General features: G+C 64.4%; 18 protein-coding genes. 8 read left to right on the forward strand and 10 right to left on the reverse strand.

Annotated elements, in window-relative coordinates; all coding sequences use genetic code 11:
• Positions 1-5: 5 nt before the first annotated feature.
• Positions 6-638: a LysE family translocator gene (locus tag NUU27_RS06105; protein WP_257761190.1), complete on the reverse strand. Its 633-nt coding sequence runs from the start codon at positions 636-638 to the stop codon at positions 6-8.
• Between the two features lie 104 nt (positions 639-742).
• Between NUU27_RS06105 and NUU27_RS06110 the strand changes: the two genes are divergently transcribed.
• From NUU27_RS06110 to NUU27_RS06135, 6 genes are all read left to right on the forward strand, one after another.
• A complete protein-coding gene (locus NUU27_RS06110) occupies positions 743-1,060 on the forward strand; it encodes a DUF6665 family protein (protein WP_257761191.1) in 318 nt (105 codons plus the stop codon).
• Positions 1,061-1,367: 307 nt separating this feature from the next.
• The gene (gene petA, locus NUU27_RS06115; protein WP_257761192.1) at positions 1,368-1,931 is read left to right on the forward strand and encodes a ubiquinol-cytochrome c reductase iron-sulfur subunit; all 564 of its coding nucleotides are present in this window, start codon (positions 1,368-1,370) and stop codon (positions 1,929-1,931) included.
• Positions 1,932-1,953: 22 nt separating this feature from the next.
• Positions 1,954-3,240, forward strand: a complete 1,287-nt coding sequence (locus tag NUU27_RS06120) for a cytochrome b N-terminal domain-containing protein (RefSeq protein WP_257761193.1) — start codon at positions 1,954-1,956, stop codon at positions 3,238-3,240.
• Positions 3,241-3,269: 29 nt separating this feature from the next.
• Complete coding sequence (locus NUU27_RS06125) at positions 3,270-4,094, forward strand: cytochrome c1 (RefSeq protein WP_257761194.1); 825 nt, start codon at positions 3,270-3,272, stop codon at positions 4,092-4,094.
• Between the two features lie 174 nt (positions 4,095-4,268).
• Complete coding sequence (locus NUU27_RS06130; RefSeq protein ID WP_257761195.1) at positions 4,269-4,820, forward strand: adenine phosphoribosyltransferase; 552 nt, start codon at positions 4,269-4,271, stop codon at positions 4,818-4,820.
• A 113-nt stretch (positions 4,821-4,933) separates the two neighbouring features.
• Positions 4,934-6,916, forward strand: a complete 1,983-nt coding sequence (locus NUU27_RS06135; RefSeq protein WP_257761196.1) for a S8 family serine peptidase — start codon at positions 4,934-4,936, stop codon at positions 6,914-6,916.
• Between the two features lie 2 nt (positions 6,917-6,918).
• On the opposite strand, the gene NUU27_RS06140 is transcribed toward NUU27_RS06135, so the two are convergent.
• The 7 genes from NUU27_RS06140 to NUU27_RS06170 form a co-directional block, all read right to left on the reverse strand.
• Positions 6,919-7,383, reverse strand: a complete 465-nt coding sequence (locus NUU27_RS06140; protein ID WP_257761197.1) for a MaoC family dehydratase — start codon at positions 7,381-7,383, stop codon at positions 6,919-6,921.
• Positions 7,380-7,847 (reverse strand): MaoC family dehydratase, encoded by a 468-nt coding sequence (locus NUU27_RS06145; RefSeq protein WP_257761198.1) that lies wholly within the window; start codon positions 7,845-7,847, stop codon positions 7,380-7,382. Before NUU27_RS06145 ends, NUU27_RS06140 begins: the two co-directional genes overlap by 4 nt.
• A gap of 70 nt (positions 7,848-7,917) precedes the next feature.
• Complete coding sequence (locus NUU27_RS06150; RefSeq protein ID WP_257761199.1) at positions 7,918-8,886, reverse strand: magnesium transporter CorA family protein; 969 nt, start codon at positions 8,884-8,886, stop codon at positions 7,918-7,920.
• A gap of 77 nt (positions 8,887-8,963) precedes the next feature.
• Positions 8,964-10,067, reverse strand: a complete 1,104-nt coding sequence (ychF, locus tag NUU27_RS06155; RefSeq protein WP_257761200.1) for a redox-regulated ATPase YchF — start codon at positions 10,065-10,067, stop codon at positions 8,964-8,966.
• 3 nt (positions 10,068-10,070) lie between these two features.
• Positions 10,071-10,790 (reverse strand): aminoacyl-tRNA hydrolase, encoded by a 720-nt coding sequence (gene pth, locus NUU27_RS06160; RefSeq protein ID WP_257761201.1) that lies wholly within the window; start codon positions 10,788-10,790, stop codon positions 10,071-10,073.
• A 24-nt stretch (positions 10,791-10,814) separates the two neighbouring features.
• The gene (locus tag NUU27_RS06165; RefSeq protein ID WP_257761202.1) at positions 10,815-11,456 is read right to left on the reverse strand and encodes a 50S ribosomal protein L25/general stress protein Ctc; all 642 of its coding nucleotides are present in this window, start codon (positions 11,454-11,456) and stop codon (positions 10,815-10,817) included.
• Between the two features lie 217 nt (positions 11,457-11,673).
• Positions 11,674-12,096, reverse strand: coding sequence for a helix-turn-helix domain-containing protein (locus NUU27_RS06170; RefSeq protein ID WP_257761203.1), 423 nt, complete (start codon positions 12,094-12,096; stop codon positions 11,674-11,676).
• A 101-nt stretch (positions 12,097-12,197) separates the two neighbouring features.
• On the opposite strand from NUU27_RS06170, the gene NUU27_RS06175 reads away from it, so the two are divergent.
• The gene (locus NUU27_RS06175; protein WP_257761204.1) at positions 12,198-12,758 is read left to right on the forward strand and encodes an NADPH-dependent FMN reductase; all 561 of its coding nucleotides are present in this window, start codon (positions 12,198-12,200) and stop codon (positions 12,756-12,758) included.
• A gap of 57 nt (positions 12,759-12,815) precedes the next feature.
• Here the strand turns inward: NUU27_RS06175 and NUU27_RS06180 are convergent, their stop codons facing one another.
• Entirely contained in the window at positions 12,816-13,748 is a 933-nt protein-coding gene (locus NUU27_RS06180) for a ribose-phosphate pyrophosphokinase (protein ID WP_257761205.1), read from the reverse strand.
• Between the two features lie 271 nt (positions 13,749-14,019).
• Here NUU27_RS06180 and NUU27_RS06185 point away from each other — a divergent pair, with 271 nt between their 5' ends.
• Positions 14,020-14,619 (forward strand): phosphoribosyltransferase, encoded by a 600-nt coding sequence (locus tag NUU27_RS06185; protein ID WP_257761206.1) that lies wholly within the window; start codon positions 14,020-14,022, stop codon positions 14,617-14,619.
• Between the two features lie 26 nt (positions 14,620-14,645).
• Here NUU27_RS06185 and NUU27_RS06190 read toward each other — a convergent pair whose 3' ends face one another.
• On the reverse strand, positions 14,646-15,266 hold the full coding sequence (locus NUU27_RS06190; protein ID WP_257761207.1) for a hypothetical protein: 621 nt from the start codon (positions 15,264-15,266) through the stop codon (positions 14,646-14,648).
• Between the last annotated feature and the right edge of the window lie 7 nt (positions 15,267-15,273).

The following is a 15,273-nucleotide window of genomic DNA, read 5'->3' on the forward strand; positions in this document are numbered from 1 at the left end:
TCGTCTCAGGGCCTCAGTGTCGCAAGCTTCAGGCCGAAGGCGATGAACACCGCGCCGGTCATCGCCTTCAGCCAGCGCTGCACGCCGGCGCGACCGCCGAACGCCTTCAGCGAGGAGAACAGCAGCACGAGGCTGGAGAACCAGACGACGTTGAGCAGCGAGTGAATCACCACCAGCGCGAAAGCCCACAACGTCGCTTCGGCATTCGCCGGAATGAACTGCGGGAAGGCCGCCAGGTAGAACATCGACACCTTGGGGTTCAGTGCGTTGGTGAGGAAGCCTTCCGCCGCCGCCTTGGCCAGCGTCCGGCGCCGTTTCGCCGGGGCAACGGACGGCGTCACCGGCACACCCTGCCATGCCTGCCACAGCGCCTTCGCACCGATGTAGCAGAGATAGGCCGCACCGAGCATCTTGACGATGAAGAAGGCGTTGGCCGACTGCACGAGAATGATCGATATGCCGAGGATCGACAGCGCCCCGTGCACGTAGAAGGCGGCGAAGAAGCCGGCGATGTTGGCAAAGCCCGCCGCCTTGCCGGACGTCGGGACGGTCTTTGCGATCAGCACGCCGTTCGGTCCCGGCGACATCACCAGAAGCGCCGCAACGAGGGTGAAGGTTGCAAGCTCGACAAGGGTCATGGCCGCGGTTCCGTGGGTTGATGTGGGCTGCCCGAGGCGGCAAGATAGACGGTGTCGCTGCCGCCTGTCGAGGCGGAGCCCTTGGTCCAGAAAATGAAGGTGCGATGCTCAGGCTGCCCAACACCGTCACCGGTCTCGTGCCGCACCCCGTCAGCGGCGACGTGGTGCTGCAGCAGGAGATCGCCGCCGAGCAGGCGTCCTCCCTCGGCCATGCCGGCCGCCGGGTCGAGGCGGCGCTGAAACGCCTCTCGACCGCCGACGGTGCGGACGAGGACGAGGCGCGCCGCCTGCTTTTCGCCGCCGCCGATGCGGTGCACGGCTATTTCATCCAGCGCGAGCTGTGCGGCCTCAGGAATCATGAAGCGGTGATCCGTGATCTTGGCATTCCCGCAAGGGTGCTGGCGCGGCTCGGGGCGCGATAGGTTTCCCGCATCCCCGGTCCACGGGAGTTTCGGGCCGGCCGGCGGTGATCGTGCCAGCCGAGCGTTGCCGCTGTAGCGCTTGAAAAAACAGGAGTATTATACTCTTCTTTATTCATGTGTTTTCCCCGCGACAATCTGCCCTGTCGCGGTTTGCGCGTCTGGACAAGTGCAGGCATGGCGCATAGAAACCATCGAAAAATGCCGGGGGTCGGACCGGGCGGTTTTGCTGTGCCTAGCGGATTGCCCGGGTTCCAACTGCAATAAAGCTGGTCCCCGTCCGAAACTGAGGTGAAAGGATCGCAGTCCCGTGAGCGCTACCGATTCGACCGAACATACTAGGCGTGATTTTCTCTACGTCGCGACAGGCGTTGCGGGGGCGGTCGGCGCTGCCGGTGTTGCCTGGCCGTTCATCGACCAGATGCGGCCGGATGCGTCCACCCGGGCGCTCGCCTCGATCCAGGTGGACGTCTCCGGCGTCGAGCCCGGCATGTCGCTGACGGTGAAGTGGCGCGGTCGCCCGGTCTTCATCCGCAACCGCACGGATAAGGAAATCGAGGAGGCCAAGGCCGTCCCGCTGGCGGATCTGAAGGATCCGGTCGCCCGCAATGCCAACCTGCCCGCCGACGCACCGGCGACCGATACCGACCGCTCGGCCGGCGAGGGCAAGGAGAACTGGCTGGTGATGGTGGGCGTGTGCACGCATCTGGGCTGCGTCCCGCTTGGCCAGGCCGGCGATTTCGGCGGCTGGTTCTGCCCCTGCCACGGCTCGCACTACGACACGGCCGGCCGCATCCGGAAGGGCCCGGCCCCCGAGAACCTGGCGGTGCCGACCTTTGCATTCACGTCCGATACGGTCATCGAGATCGGCTAGTCCTGGCGAGAGGGGATTTTCAATGAGCGCTGGACATTCGACCTACACGCCCAAGACCGGCCTCGGCCGCTGGATGGATGCGCGCCTGCCGCTTCCGCGTCTGGTCTATGATTCTTTCGTGGCCTATCCTGTGCCGCGCAACCTGAACTACGCCTACACCTTCGGCGGCATCCTCACCATCATGCTGGTGGCGCAGATCCTCACCGGCGTCGTTCTGGCCATGCATTACGCGGCCAACACCGAGGTCGCCTTCAACTCGGTCGAGAAGATCATGCGCGACGTCAACTCCGGTTGGCTGCTGCGCTACCTGCACTCCAACGGCGCCTCGATGTTCTTCGTCGCCGTCTATGTGCACATCTTCCGCGGTCTCTATTACGGCTCCTACAAGGCGCCGCGCGAGCTTCTGTGGATCCTCGGCTGCATCATCTATCTCCTGATGATGGCCACGGCCTTCATGGGCTACGTGCTTCCGTGGGGCCAGATGAGCTTCTGGGGCGCCACCGTCATCACCGGCTTCTTCACCGCCATCCCGCTGGTCGGCGACTGGATCCAGCAGCTCCTGCTCGGCGGCTTCGCGGTCGACAACCCGACGCTGAACCGCTTCTTCTCGCTCCACTACCTGCTGCCCTTCATGATCGCCGGCGTCGTCGTCCTGCACGTCTGGGCGCTGCATGTGACGGGCCAGACCAACCCGACCGGCATCGAGGTGAAGCAGAAGACGGACACCGTGGCCTTCACGCCCTATGCGACCGTCAAAGACGCGTTCGCCATGATCGTGTTCCTCGCCGTGTTCGCCTATTTCGTCTTCTACATCCCGAACTTCCTTGGCCATCCCGACAACTATATCGAGGCCAACGCGCTGAAGACGCCGGCCCACATCGTGCCCGAATGGTACTTCCTGCCGTTCTACGCGATCCTGCGTGCCATCACCTTCAACATCGGACCGATCGATTCCAAGCTCGGCGGCGTGCTCGCCATGTTCGGCGCCATCGCGGTCCTGTTCGTCGTGCCGTGGCTCGACACGTCGAAGGTTCGCTCGGCCGTCTACCGACCGTGGTACAAGCTGTTCTTCTGGCTCTTCGTCCTCGACGCGATCTTCCTCGGCTGGCTGGGCTCGCGCCCTGCCGAGGGCACCTATGTGGTGATGGCCCAGGCCGCGACGCTCTACTACTTCCTCTTCTTCCTCGTCGTCATGCCGGTGCTCGGCCTGATCGAGACGCCGCGTCGTCTTCCCAATTCGATCACGGAAGCGGTTTTGGAGAAGAAATCGTCCGCCGCCGTGCCGGCCACCGAACAGGCAAAGGGCTGAGCGAGAGAATGCGCAAAAGGATTTTCGCAATGAAGAATGTCCTCAACGGGTTGGCCGCGCTCGGCCTCGGCCTGGCGGCCGTCACCGCGGCCGATGCCGCCGAGTATCCGATCAAGAAGCCGGTCCAGCAGGACTGGTCGTTCGCCGGCCCCTTCGGCACCTACGACAAGGGCCAGCTGCAGCGCGGCTTCAAGGTCTACCGCGAGGTCTGCTCGGCCTGCCACTCGCTCAACCTGGTGGCGTTCCGCAACCTGGAAGATCTCGGCTATTCCGAGGCGCAGGTGCAGACGATCGCCGCCGAATACGAGGTTCAGGACGGTCCGGACGATGCCGGCGACATGTTCATGCGTCCGGCCAAGCCGTCTGACCACTTCCCTGCGCCCTTCGCCAATCCGGAGCAGGCGGCGGCCTCCAACAACGGTGCCGCTCCGCCGGACTTCTCGCTGATCGCCAAGGCGCGCGCCGTGGAACGCGGCTTCCCCACCTTCGTCTTCGACGTCTTCACCCAGTATGCCGAAGGCGGCCCGGACTATATCCACGCCCTGCTGACCGGCTATGGCGAGGATCCCGGCGAGCACGAGGTTCCGGAAGGCACGTACTACAACCCGTATTTCATCTCCTCCGCTTCGCTCGCCATGGCGGCGCCGCTGTCCGACGGGCAGGTGACCTATGACGACGGTTCGCAGGAGACGGTCGACCAGTACGCCCGCGACGTCTCCGCCTTCCTGATGTGGGCCGCCGAGCCGCATCTGGAGGCGCGCAAGGCCACCGGTTTCACGGTGATGATCTTCCTGATCCTGTTCGCCGGGCTCGTCTATCTCACCAAGCGCAAGATCTGGGCGGCCGTGCACTGAGGCGCTTCGGGATCTGGAAATTCGACAAGGGCGCCGCGGGCGCCCTTTTCTTTTGCTGCGCGAGGCGGCAAAAGACACGGGCAGACAGGCGCATCGGCGACAAGCCGTGATGCGCCCCACCACTTCACGGCGTCGGCCTTTAGCAATGGGCGCAGGCGCCGCAGGGCGAGGCATATGGCAGCTTCACAGACACTCCAGGACACGCTTCTGACGGCGATCCGCACGATTCCGGACTATCCCAAGCCCGGCATCCTGTTTCGCGACATCACCACGCTGCTCGGCAATGCGCGCGCCTTCCGCCGCGCGGTCGACGAGCTCGTCCATCCCTATGCCGGGGCGAAGATCGACAAGATCGCCGGTATCGAGGCGCGCGGCTTCATCCTCGGCGGCGCCATGGCGCACCAGCTCTCCTCCGGCTTCATCCCGATCCGCAAGAAGGGCAAGCTGCCGCACGACACGGTGCGCGTGGCCTACAGCCTGGAATACGGCATCGACGAGATGGAGATGCACCGCGATGCGGTGACGCCCGGCGAGAAGGTGATCCTGGTCGACGACCTCATCGCCACAGGCGGCACCGCGGAAGGCGCGGTGAAGCTGCTGCGGCAGATGGGGGCGGAGATCGTCGCCGCCTGCTTCGTCATCGACCTGCCGGATCTCGGCGGTCGCGCCCGGCTCGAGGCGCTCGGCGTCGACGTCAACACGCTTATTGCCTTTGAGGGAGATTGAGAGCATAGACGCTTGCGGCGCATCCTGGAAAATGGGTCGCCGCTCTCTTTGCCGGTTCACATATATATCAATTTTTTCATATACTTAGTATTTTCAGATCTTAGGGTACTCATTTGTTCGCACTATATTTTTGGCGGGCGCTTGCGGGCGCATCCGCCCTGGCGTTCTGCGGCATAGCCGTTGCGGAAGAGCGCGAAGCCGATGCACAGTGGGGGCTTGCGGCGGTCAATGCGCAAAAGGCGCACGAGGCCGGCTATAGCGGCAAGGGCGTCCGTGTTGGCTTTATCGATTCGGGCCTGGACATAGGCCACTCCGAATTCACCGGTCGCGTTTCGCCGGATTCTCTCGATATCGACGCCAGTTTCGCCGCTGGCAGAGCAATGCCAGTCCGCGGCGACGAAGAGGGGCACGGCACGTTCATTGCCGGCGTCATGGCAGCGGGCAGAGACGGAAAGGGCATGCACGGCATCGCCTATGATGCCTTGCTCGTGCCGGTTTCCGATGGTGCGGGCCGCGTTCCCCTCGCCGCCTTGATTAGATATGGGCACCCTCATCTCGCCGAGCAGGGCGTGGAATTCGTGAACGCCTCGGTCGGTGTGGACGAAAGCGAGGTGCCGGCGGGGGCCGGCCAAGCCTTTATCGAAGGCTATCTACCCGATGCGGTGCCCGCCCTCCGGGAGGCCGCGCGCAGGGGTGTGGTCACGGTCTGGGCGGCGGGCAACGATGCTGGCGAGAATGCCGAGCTGCAGGCGCGCCTGCCGCATTATTATCCGGAACTGGAAGAGACGACGCTCAGCGTCGTCGCGCTCGACAGGGCGGGCTTCCTGGCGTCCTATTCCAACAGATGCGGCGTCGCGGCCGCGTGGTGCCTGGCCGCTCCCGGCGGAGAGGGCGATATCGGCGATCCTGAAGGCATCCTCTCGGTGGCCGCCGGGGGAGGGTATATGACGGCGTCCGGCACGTCCGTCTCCGCACCGCATGTCACCGGCGCGCTGGCCGTCGCGCGCCAAATCTTCCCGCAGGCGGACACACGCGATCTGCGCCGGCTGCTCCTCCAGACGGCGGTCGATCTCGGCGCCCCGGGCGTCGATGCCACCTTCGGCTGGGGACGGCTCGATCTCGGCAATGTAGTCGATGTCATCTCGCCGTCGGGCCGCAGCATCTTTGCCGGCGCAGCCTGGAGCCGGCACATGGCGATGGGGCAGGTGGCGGGCGCGCCCTTCCTGGCGGCGCTGGTGCGCCCCGCGGCGTCCCGGCGGGTCTGGATGACCGGCAGCCTTGAAACCGCCGGCATCGATGCTTCGCCCGGTCTGCCGGGAACCCGAGGGCGAAGCCGGATGCTCGTCGCAGGCGTCGATCTGATCGAACGGGACGACCTGACGGCCGGCATCGGGTTGGGCTACACCGGCATCAGGACCCGTGAGCGCGGCACGGCCAACGAGGCCACGGCGGGTGGCTTTCATGGCTTCGGCTACGGCCGTTGGGACGGCGAGGGCTGGTATGCCAAAGCCAGCGCCGGCCTGAGCCATTTCCGGCAGAAGCACGCGCGGCGCACCATCCCCGGACTTGCCGGCACGGCGCTTGCCCTGCAGAACCCCGAGGCGCGGTCGCGCAACGCCGTCTGGGGCGCCTTCGCCGATCTGGAAGCGGGCCGCAAGGTCGATCTCGGCCGGGTGGATGTTTCGATGTTTGCCCGCTTGTCGAGTGCCTATCAGCACTTCGGGAGCGCCAGTGAGAGCGGTCTGGAGAGTCTCGGCTACGATCTGCGTTCGGGCAGCGTGTCGACCGCCGGCGTCGGCCCCGGCATCCGCGTCTCGAACAGGTTCAGCCTCGGCGGCTGGCAGGTCGAGCCGGAGCTTGAGATCTCCTATGCCCGGCTTGTGGGGTCGGATGGCTTTACGGTCGGGACGAGGCTTCTCGGCCGCGAGATGGAGGCGCGCACCGCGCCTCTCGGCCGCGACCTCTTCGGCATCGGAGCGAAGGTCGGCCTGCGCGTGCCGGAGACCGGTCTGACCGCTTTTCTGGGCTATTCCGGCTCTTTCCGCGAGGCATCCGAACGGCACCAGGCCCGGCTCGGCCTTTCCTTCAGCTTCTGATCTCAGGCCTTCAGGAGAACGCCATTCGACATCGTCAGGACGGCGCGGCCGTCCTGATCGTGCGCTTCCGCCACGAGCGTGACGAGCCGCCAGCCCGGTCGCGAGGCGAGCGGCCGGTGGCCGGTCGCGCAGCGGGTAAAGGTGATCGCGTCTCCCGGATAGACCGGCTTCGGCCATTTCAGGTTGGAAAAGCCGGGCGAGGGGCCGAATTCCGGCCGCGGGCCGGAGCCCTCCCATGGACCGGTGGCGTCGGCCCTTTTCTCCAGATTGTATTTCATCCACATCGAGCAGGTGTGCCAGCCGGAGGCGCACAGGCGGCCGAAGACGCTCGCCGTGGCGGCCGCCTCGTCGGTGTGGAAGGGCTGCGGATCATAGGCGCGGGCGAAAGCCTTGATCTCATCGGCGGTGAAACGGTGCGTGCCGAGCGTGACGGTCTCGCCGAGACGCAGAAAGGTGTCGAGGCTCATCGGGCGTCCCCCTTGTCGCGCATGGCGAACATGATCGGGTTCTCCATTTCCATCACCGTCTCCCCGCGCTGATTGACGACCAGATGGTGGAAGGTGACGAGCCCGATCCCCGGCCGCGACCGGAGGGGCCGCCTGGCGGTCACGGTGGTCTCGCCGGTCAGCGTGTCGCCAGCGATCACAGGTCGCTTCCAGCGCGCCTCGGTGATGCCGGGAGAGCCCTGCGAGGTGGAGTCGGAAAGCAGTGCCTCGTAAAGCATGCGCATGAAGATCGCGCAGCTGTGCCAGCCCGAAGCGGCAAGACCGCCGAGGATGCTCGCCTTGCCGGCTTCCTCGTCGAGGTGCATCGGCTGGGCGTCGAATTGGCTGGCGAACTCGATGATCTCCGCTGCGCTCACCGTCTTGCGCCCGAGGGGGATGGAGACGCCCTCCCGCAGATCCTCGAAGGCCCATTTCTTGTCTGTCATGGTCAAATCCTGTTCAGGCTTGAACCTTATGGCGGCAAGCGTCGCGTTCTGCAAGGACGGGAAGGAGGTTTCAGAGCCAGCCGCGCCGCTTGAAATACCAGAAGGGCAGGAGGGCCGACAGAACCATCAGGACAAGCGCCAGCGGATAGCCGAAATCCCAGCGTAACTCGGGCATGATCTCGAAGTTCATCCCGTAGATCGAAGCGACCAGGGTCGGCGGCAGGAACACCACGGCCACCACCGAGAATATCTTGATGATGGCGCTTTGCTCGATGTTGATCATGCCCAGCGTGGCATCGAGCAGAAAGTTGATCTTCTGCGACAGGCCCGTCGCGTGGTCGGAGAGCGAGGCGACGTCGCGCGCCAGGGTCTTGATCCGCGTGCGAAGGTCCTTGCCGCCCCCCAGGGGAATGGCGCCGAGGAAACTCGACAGGCGCTGCAGGGTCAGGAGGCTGTCCTGAAGGTTCGACACCAGATGCTCCTTGCGGCCGATCTTGCGCAGGATGATCTGGAAGCTGCGGTCGCGCTGCGAGGCCTTGGTCTCGGCGGGATGGAAGATGGCCCGCGATATGTCGAGAATCTCCTTGCCGGCACGCTCCAGTATGTCGGCAAGCCGGTCGACGATGACTTCCAGCAGGGTGACGAGCACGGTTTCGCCCGTGCTGCAGCCGAGCGCCGCCTTTTCGGCGCGCTGGGGGAAGGTCTGGAAGGCGCGCGGCTCGTGGAAGCGCACCGTCACCAGCCGGCCGGCCGACAGCACGAAGGCGACCGGTGACATCTCCGGCCGGTCGCCGTCGGCGTGGGCGGGCAGGGTGGCGGTCATGAAATGGGCACCGTTCTCCGTGTAGAGGCGGCTGGAGATCTCGATCTCCTCCATCTCCTCGCGCGTCGGCACGGCGATGCCGAGCCACCCCTCGATGCGCTCCATCTCCTCGGCCGTCGGCGACAGCAGATCCGCCCACACGATCGCGTCCCGATGCGCCGCGATGTCATCGACGGCGCGCAGGCGTTCATTGTCGACGATGTAGGCCTTGATCATGGAGCGCTCCTTCCGGCTGTGATCGCACAAGCTTTCCGGTGCCATGGGCGCGGCGTCAAGCCCGCGCGCGCCGAGCTTTACGTGTTGAACTTGAACAGCATGACGTCGCCGTCCGTCACCACATATTCCTTGCCTTCGTCGCGGGCCTTGCCGGCCTCGCGGGCGGCCACTTCGCCGCCGAGCGTCACGAAGTCGTTGTAGCCGATGGTCTGGGCGCGGATGAAGCCGCGCTCGAAGTCGGAATGGATGACCCCGGCGGCCTGCGGTGCCTTCGAGCCCTTCTGCACGGTCCATGCGCGCGTCTCCTTCGGGCCGGAGGTGAAGAAGGTGATCAGGTCGAGAAGCTCGTAGCCGGCGCGGATCAGGCGATCGAGACCGGGCTCTTCGAGCCCCATCGCCTCCAGATACTCGGCCGCTTCCGCATCGGGAAGCTGTGCAACCTCGGCTTCGATCGCCGCTGAGATGACGACCGATTTCGCCCCTTGCGCCTCGGCCATGGCTTCGACGGCCTTGCTGTGCTCGTTGCCGCCAGCCGCATCCACTTCAGCGACGTTGCACACATAGAGCACCGGCTTGGAGGTGAGCAGGTTCAATCCGCGCAGGATCTTCAGGTCTTCGGCGGCGATGCCGTCGAGCATCAGGCGCACCGGTTTGCCGTCCTGGAGCAGCGCCAGCGCCTTCTCCATCATCGGCAGCACGGCCATCGCTTCCTTGTCCTTGCCGGTGGCGCGCTTCTGCGTCTGCGCCGTGCGGCGCTCGAGGCTCTCGAGATCGGCGAGCATCAGCTCGGTCTCCACCGTCTCGGCGTCGGCCACCGGGTCGATGCGCCCTTCGACATGGGTGATGTCGTCATCCTCGAAGCAGCGCAGCACGTGGACGATGGCGTCCACCTCGCGGATGTTGGCGAGGAACTGGTTGCCGAGACCTTCGCCCTTCGAGGCGCCGCGCACCAGGCCGGCGATGTCGACGAAGGAGATGCGGGTCGGGATGATCTCCTTCGAGCCGGTCACGCCGGCGATTTTGCGCAGGCGCGGATCGGGCACCGCCACCTCGCCGGTGTTCGGCTCGATGGTGCAGAAGGGATAGTTGGCGGCCTGGGCGGCGGCCGTCTTGGTGAGCGCGTTGAAGAGCGTCGATTTGCCGACATTGGGCAGACCGACGATGCCGCATTTGAAACCCATTTCCTAGTCCTTCTGGCCGAACAGTTTTTTGAGCATTGCGGCCATCGGACCGCTTTCGGGGAGGGGGGCTGCCGGCCCCTTCTGGCGCGCCTGGCGGATGTGGCTCTGCTGCTTGCCGGGCTTGCCGGCAGGGGCCGTCGCCTCGCCGGCGCCGGTGCCTTTCACCGCCAGGCTCACCCGGTTCATGAAGCCGGATTCGTCGCCGCCGGCCAGCAGGCCGGCATTGTCGGCGATCGCGTCGAGCAGCGGTTCCAGCCAGGCCTGGTCGGCCTTGGCGAAATCGCCCAGCACATGGCCGTTGACGCGCGCCTTGTCGCCCGGATGGCCGATGCCGATGCGCACACGGCGGTAATCCTTGCCGCAATGGGCGTCGATCGACTTGATGCCGTTGTGGCCGCCGGAACCGCCGCCGGTCTTGACGCGCAGCCTGCCCGGCGCAAGGTCAAGCTCGTCGTAGAAGACGATCAGATCGGCCGGCGTCAGCTTGTAGAAGCGCATCGCCTCGCCGACCGCCTGGCCGGAAAGGTTCATGTAGGTCTGCGGCTTGATGAGCAGAACCTTTTCGCCGCCGAGGCGTCCCTCGGAAACGAGCGCGCTGAATTTCTTGCTCCAGGGCGCAAAGGAATGGCGGCGGAAGATGGCATCCGCCGCCATGAAACCGACATTGTGCCGGTGTCCCGCATATTGCTGGCCGGGATTGCCGAGCCCTGCAATGAGCAGCATGAGTGTCCGCGGGGAAGGGGAGGATTACTCCTCGCCCTCGCCCTCCTTCTCTTCGTCTTCCTCAGCTTCCGCCGCTTCGGACTCTTCCGACTTGAGGCCGGCCGGAGCTGCGACGGTCGCGATCGTGAAGTCGCGGTCGGTGATGGTCGGCTGGACGCCTTCCGGCAGCTTGACGGCCGAGATGTGGACGGAATCGCCGATGTTCAGCCCCGTCAGATCCACCTCGATGAAATCCGGGATGGCGGTTGCCGGGCAGGTGAACTCCACCTCGTGGCGCACGATGTTGAGGACGCCGCCGCGCTTGATGCCGGGGGCTGCTTCCTCGTTGGTGAAGTGAACCGGCACGTTGACCGTCACCACCGTGCCCTTGCCGATGCGCAGGAAGTCGACATGCATCAGGAAGTCGCGCACGGGATCGAGCTGGTAGTCCTTCGGCAGAACCTGGATCTTCTTGCCGTCGACGTCGATCGTCGCGATGGTGGTGAGGAAGCCACCGGCATGGATCTTCATGAACACTTCCTTGTAGGGAAGCGTGATCGAGAGGGGGGCATCCTTGTCGCCGTAGATGACGGCGGGAATCTTGCCGTTGCGCCGAATAGCCCGGGCGGACCCCTTACCGACCCGTTCGCGCGCCTCGGCCTTCAGCTCGTAAGTCTGATGGCTCATGGCCTGTCCTTTCATGTTTTGGAGCGCTTCCGGGCAGAGCCGGAAACGTGAAAGCCGCCGTCCATATCCCATTCGCCGGACTTGACGCCTGTGGCGCCGCCCGACCACTGGTCGATGTCGGATTGGCTTCCGTCCGCGGTGCCTCCAAGGGTGTCTACGCGGACGCGCGGGTCTATAGCCGATGCACGGCGCGGGCGCAAGGGCAGCGGCGGGCGCCTCAGTTGAGCCGTAGCTGCTGCGGCTTGTATTTTGGGGCCGCATCGGGCATCGGCTCGCCGTGCTTGGTGTCGTAGGCGGCGCGCGCGGCGTCCATGCGTGCCGCATTGGTCAGCGCGAAGCGTGTCAGCGCCGTCAGCGGCTCGGCCAGTTCCTCGCCGAAGGGCGTCAGCCGGTATTCGACCGTCGGCGGCGTCGTGGGAAAGACCGTCCGTTCCACAAAGCCGTCGCGCTCCAGCGCGCGCAACGATGCGGTCAGCACCTTCTGCGAAATGCCATGCACGTTGCGCTTCAGTTCGTTGAAGCGCATCGGCTGCTGCGACAGCCGGGTGATGATGAGGGAGGTCCATTTGTCGCCGATGCGCGACAGGACCTCGCTGATCGGGCGGCAGCTTTCGGAGATGTGCCCATGACGTGGTTTCATAAAGGTGCCTCCTTGTTTGCACTGCACAAGTACCAGATATAGGTCTGGTTACCATTGGATACCACCGGGAATTTGACCCCGGCCCGGACAGAGGAATGAAAATGAAGACGATTGCTGTGCTGGTCGGCTCCAACCGCAAGGAGTCAATCAATCTCAAATTCGCCCAGGCCCTCGAGAAGCTGGCCGCGGGCAGGCTGAAATTCGATTACGTCGATCTCGTCTCGCTGCCCATGTACAACGACGACGACATCCCGAACTATCCGGCGTCCGCCCAGGCGCTGAAGGACAAGGTGGAGGCGGCCGACGGCGTCCTGTTCGTCACGCCCGAGTACAACCGCTCCATCCCGCCGATCCTCAAGAACGCGGTCGACTGGGCTTCGCGCCCGTGGGGCAAGAATTCGTGGGTCGGCAAGCATGCCGCGATCGTCGGCGCCAGCCCGGGCGCCATCGGCACCATCGCCGCGCAGATGCATCTGCGGGCGATCATGGTCGGCCTCGGCACCATCCTGATGGGCCGACCGGAGGTCTATTTCCAGATGCGGCCCGGCCTTGTCGACGAGAACAACGACATCACTGATCCGGAAACGAAGACGTTCCTTTCCGGCTTCATCGACGATTTCGCGAGCTGGGTCGGCGTGGAAGAAAACCGCTCTGCAGCCTGATACGGTTCGCCGCAAGAAAAAGCCGGCCCCGCGCCGGCTTTTTCGTCTCCGCCGTCGTCAGTCGAACAGGCTGGAAACGGATTCTTCCGTCGCGGTGCGCGAGATCGCCTCGCCGATCAGGTCGGCGATGGTGATGGCGCGGATGTTTTCCGCCGCCTCGACGGCCGAGCTCGGCTGGATCGAGTCGGTGATCACCAGCTCCTTCAGCCTGGAGCCGGTGATGCGCGCGGCAGCCCCACCCGACAGCACGCCGTGGGTGATGTAGGCGGTGACGCTGGTCGCGCCGTTGGTGAGCAGCGCATCGGCCGCGTTGCACAGCGTGCCGCCGGAATCGACGATGTCGTCGATCAGCAGGCAATCCTTGCCGCGCACGTCGCCGATCACGTTCATGACCTCGGATTCGCCCGGCCGGTCGCGGCGCTTGTCGACGATGGCGAGCGGCGCATCGATGCGCTTGGCGAGCGAGCGAGCGCGCACCACGCCGCCGACGTCCGGCGAGACCACCATCACGTTCTTCAGGTCGTAATGCGCCTTCACGTCGCGCGCCATCACCGGCACGGCAAAGAGATTATCGGTCGGGATGTCGAAAAAACCCTGGATCTGCCCGGCATGCAGGTCGAGGGTCAGCACCCGGTCGGCGCCGGCCCGGGTGATCAGATTGGCCACCAGCTTGGCCGAGATCGGCGTGCGGCCGGAGGTGCGACGGTCCTGACGGGCATAGCCAAAATAGGGCAGCACCGCGGTGATCCGGCGCGCCGAGGAGCGGCGGAACGCATCGATCATGATGAGCAGTTCCATCAGGTGATCGTTGGCCGGATAGGAGGTGGACTGGAGCACGAAAACGTCTTCGCCACGCACGTTTTCCTGGATCTCGACGAAAATCTCCTGGTCGGCGAAGCGCCGGACGGTGGCTTTTCCAAGAGAGATGTTGAGGTATCGGGAAACGGCCTCTGCCAGAACCCGGTTCGAATTGCCCGCAAAGAGCTTCATGGATTGTCCTCGGAGAACGCCTTGACGCTTGACCGCGCTTTTAACGGCGTGAGGCGGTATTGCAAGCGTCTGGGGAAAAAAATGCGCATTTCGGTCAGGTTGTTCGATTTGAGGATCCGAAGGATTTCTGTCCGGCAAGTCCGTGTAGCGATCGGCCGATCTCATTCTCCGCGCTTCTTCGATAGAAATTCATGAGTTGACACAATTAAAAATTGAAACAATTATCTACTTGGGGCTCTAAGGATATTTTTCCAAGGGCGGGGGTGTGTACATGAGTTCGAGCTTGTATGAAGGCTTTGCTGCCTTAACGAGAGAGTATGTGCCTGAGAATCCGAACTTTGCTTTTCTCGATGAGACACTTCTGAGAAAGTCTTCCCATAGAGAAAGAAACGGTACTGTATTTTTTTCCTGTAGAAGTTGGCGGAGGGATCTAAAAAAACTTCAGATATCAAGTATTCGTAATCTGAAGAGATGGCCAGATGAACGACCTGTCGAACTAATTTCCGATCAGATCGCGGCGCTTGCAAAAAAAATAACGAATGGAGAGCCGTATCGTTTCGTTGTGCCGGTGCCTGCGGGAAGCTCGCAGCGCGATGTCAATTTTGCATCGATCATCGCACCGTTTGTGGCGCAGAAGCTTGGCTCGACGTGCAGGAATCTCCTTCAAGGTCGTATATCCGGCCCCCATTCGGCTTCGAGCCATCCGAGGCAGAGTTTTCGTTTTGAGGTGAGTTGCCCTCTAAACGAGAAAGGGGAGGGGCTTGTTCTTCTGGTCGACGATGTCGCCACGACAGGTGCGCATTTCGGCCGTAGCGTCGCTTGCCTGCGGCGCCTTGGCTACTCAGCAGTGTGCATCTCGTGGGTGTCGTGAAATCGATTTCAGGGGGTGGTCCATTCTCATGACTTGCGCTGCGCGAGCCATGCGGCGAGCTGGCTGATCGTCGTGTCGGCCACCGCCTCCATCGTCGCCGGCGTGACGGACGACCAGCCGTCGCCATTGCCGCCCGGGGCCGCCTGCTGGCCCTGGATCCGGTGCAGGCGGTTGCCGGAGGGGTCGAGCACGTCCCATACATAGATGATCGTGGTCTTGCCGCCGTCGGCGATGGCGGAGAAATAGCCTTTCATGAGGATCGAGGCGCTGGCGGTCTGCTGGACGATCGGGATGCCGGCCTGCCTGGCGCGCGCCTCCAGACGGCGGGAGAGCGCCGGCACGGCCTCCGCCGTGGCGCCGATCACCGGGGCGAACTGCACCCTTTCACCGGTCGTGATGGCCGCCTGTGCCGGCGCCGCGATGGCGTCCTGGCCGGGGGCGAGCGCGGCGGCGGGTGGCGTCAGCGGCTGCTCCGCGGTTGCGCCGGCGAGACCGGCATCCGGCGTCGGAGCCGAGTTCACGTCGAGCACGGAGCCGGTGTTGCAGCCGGCCAGCGCCAGTGCCGTCACCAGACCGAGGCTCGATCTGCCACGCCTTGCCGAAATGGTCCCGCTCTCCGCTAATCCCGTTTTTCCGATATCCGCCATCTTGCCC

It is taken from the genome of Nitratireductor sp. ZSWI3 (genome assembly GCF_024655565.1).
GTDB lineage: Bacteria > Pseudomonadota > Alphaproteobacteria > Rhizobiales > Rhizobiaceae > Nitratireductor.

Excerpts from the sequence above, each read along its gene's own strand:
- NUU27_RS06190 (WP_257761207.1), bottom strand. The coding sequence starts at position 15,266 with ATGGCGGATATCGGAAAAACGGGATTAGCGGAGAGCGGGACCATTTCG.
- NUU27_RS06140 (WP_257761197.1), bottom strand. The coding sequence starts at position 7,383 with ATGAGCCTCGACACCTTTCTGCGTCTCGGCGAGACCGTCACGCTCGGC.
- NUU27_RS06175 (WP_257761204.1), top strand. The coding sequence starts at position 12,198 with ATGAAGACGATTGCTGTGCTGGTCGGCTCCAACCGCAAGGAGTCAATC.
- NUU27_RS06170 (WP_257761203.1), bottom strand. The coding sequence starts at position 12,096 with ATGAAACCACGTCATGGGCACATCTCCGAAAGCTGCCGCCCGATCAGC.
- NUU27_RS06130 (WP_257761195.1), top strand. The coding sequence starts at position 4,269 with ATGGCAGCTTCACAGACACTCCAGGACACGCTTCTGACGGCGATCCGC.
- NUU27_RS06120 (WP_257761193.1), top strand. The coding sequence starts at position 1,954 with ATGAGCGCTGGACATTCGACCTACACGCCCAAGACCGGCCTCGGCCGC.
- NUU27_RS06150 (WP_257761199.1), bottom strand. The coding sequence starts at position 8,886 with ATGATCAAGGCCTACATCGTCGACAATGAACGCCTGCGCGCCGTCGAT.
- pth (WP_257761201.1), bottom strand. The coding sequence starts at position 10,790 with ATGCTGCTCATTGCAGGGCTCGGCAATCCCGGCCAGCAATATGCGGGA.
- NUU27_RS06180 (WP_257761205.1), bottom strand. The coding sequence starts at position 13,748 with ATGAAGCTCTTTGCGGGCAATTCGAACCGGGTTCTGGCAGAGGCCGTT.
- NUU27_RS06185 (WP_257761206.1), top strand. The coding sequence starts at position 14,020 with ATGAGTTCGAGCTTGTATGAAGGCTTTGCTGCCTTAACGAGAGAGTAT.
- ychF (WP_257761200.1), bottom strand. The coding sequence starts at position 10,067 with ATGGGTTTCAAATGCGGCATCGTCGGTCTGCCCAATGTCGGCAAATCG.
- NUU27_RS06110 (WP_257761191.1), top strand. The coding sequence starts at position 743 with ATGCTCAGGCTGCCCAACACCGTCACCGGTCTCGTGCCGCACCCCGTC.
- NUU27_RS06145 (WP_257761198.1), bottom strand. The coding sequence starts at position 7,847 with ATGACAGACAAGAAATGGGCCTTCGAGGATCTGCGGGAGGGCGTCTCC.
- NUU27_RS06165 (WP_257761202.1), bottom strand. The coding sequence starts at position 11,456 with ATGAGCCATCAGACTTACGAGCTGAAGGCCGAGGCGCGCGAACGGGTC.
- NUU27_RS06125 (WP_257761194.1), top strand. The coding sequence starts at position 3,270 with ATGAAGAATGTCCTCAACGGGTTGGCCGCGCTCGGCCTCGGCCTGGCG.
- NUU27_RS06105 (WP_257761190.1), bottom strand. The coding sequence starts at position 638 with ATGACCCTTGTCGAGCTTGCAACCTTCACCCTCGTTGCGGCGCTTCTG.